Genomic DNA, 1,689 nt, shown 5'->3' on the forward strand with positions numbered 1-1,689 from the left:
CGGCCGAGGCTGTGTGGAAACGCATCTGCGCAGGCATTTTCTTAGCCCACAGAGGTGCTGGCGGCATTCGCGCAGAATTTGATCAATTTCGAGGCGCATGAGAGGGCATACGCCCTCTCAGAAACCCTACAGAAGCCAAATATCAATGGATAAGGGCTCTCAAGCCCCTGCCATCCTCATCGCTCGCATCGTGCCATCGAAGCCCAGGATGCTGATGACCCGTTTAAGGTTGTAGGCCAGCACATGCAAACTCATCTCTGTTCTGACGTGCGGCAACGTCTTCATCAGGAAGTGCGTTGCACCCATCCAATACTTGAGCGTACCGAACACATGCTCCACCGTACGCCGCCTCAGTGTCATTGCATCAAGCTTGAGATCCAACCGCTGCTGAACGCGTTCGAGAACAGCCTCGTGCTCCCAGCGCCGAATACGCCGATAGTTGCTGGTCGTGCACTTAGCCTTCAGCGGGCATTTAGGACAGGCACTTGACCAATAGACATGAATGAGCAGATCGTCTTCCACTCGGCTGAAGCGATGAATCGCTCGCTGTCCAGCAGGACATTGGTACTGATCATCCCGAGCGATATAGATGAAGTCGGCTTTACTGTAGCGGCCTGCAGCTTTAGCTTTGGAAGTCATTGGCTTGGGCACAAAGGTCGCAATACCGCTGTCTTCGCAAGCCTTTATTTCAAGACCGTTGAAGTAGCCACGATCAGCAAAGACCTGCAGACGCTTGTGCTCCATAACCTGTCGCGCCGCTTGAGCCATTGCATTGAGTTGAGCGCGGTCATTGCCGACGTTGGTCACTTCGTGTGTGACGATCAGATGATGTTTGGCATCCACCACAGCCTGTACGTTGTAGCCAACCAAGCCTGATCCCTTGGCCTGCGAGATCATTGAGCGTGAGTCAGGGTCTGTTGTTGACAATTGCCCATCCGGTTCGCTTTTGAGCTGCTCGCGTGTTTGATCCAGTTTCCGCATTTGCGCGCGCAACGTCTTGATCTTCTCTTGCAACCGTGCGGTCTTAGCCTCCAATTCCGCTGGCTGGGTCCGATCCGCCGTCTCCAAAGCATCCAGGTAACGTTGAATGCTTTGTTCGACTTGCTCTTGCCGCCGATCAATCTTGCCCTCCGAGAAGTTGCGATCTCGGCTGTTAACGGCTTTGAACTTGCTGCCATCAATGGCCACAATGGCTTGCGTGAACATCTTGAGTTCACGGCACAGCGTCACGAAGCGGCGGCACACGTTACGAATACCAGTTCCGTTGTCTCGGCGGAAGTCGGCAATCGTCTTGAAATCAGGTGCCAGACGGCCTGTCAGCCACATCAACTCCACATTGCGCTGACACTCGCGCTCAAGGCGGCGACTGGACTGTACGCGGTTGAGGTAACCGTAGATGTAGATCTTCAGGAGCACTGCTGGGTGATAAGACGGGCGTCCCGTTGTTGCAGGCGTAGCACCTTCAAACCCAAGTGCCTTCAGGTCCAGCTCGGCAACAAACGCATCGACCACACGTATCGGGTTGTCTTCGGCGATGAAGTCATCCAAGCACTCCGGCAGCAAAGTCACCTGCTGCCTGTCCTGACCTTCGATGTATCTGGACATATTGACCTCGCTGTTCAATATATCTGCCAACTCTACAGAGTTCGTACACCGGCGGGGAGAGGGTTTTCACACAGCCTCGGCCAT

The 1,689-nt window shown here is 54.4% G+C and carries 1 protein-coding gene; it reads right to left on the reverse strand.

Features of this window, described 5'->3' with window-relative positions:
• Positions 1-159 precede the first annotated feature (159 nt).
• Positions 160-1,605: an IS1182 family transposase gene (locus tag B9Z40_RS16990; protein ID WP_100174547.1), complete on the reverse strand. Its 1,446-nt coding sequence runs from the start codon at positions 1,603-1,605 to the stop codon at positions 160-162.
• Positions 1,606-1,689 lie beyond the last annotated feature (84 nt).

It is taken from the genome of Limnohabitans sp. 15K (assembly GCF_002778285.1).
Lineage (GTDB): Bacteria > Pseudomonadota > Gammaproteobacteria > Burkholderiales > Burkholderiaceae_C > Limnohabitans_A.

Coding starts and splice junctions, on each gene's coding strand:
- B9Z40_RS16990 (WP_100174547.1), bottom strand. CDS start 1,605: ATGTCCAGATACATCGAAGGTCAGGACAGGCAGCAGGTGACTTTGCTG.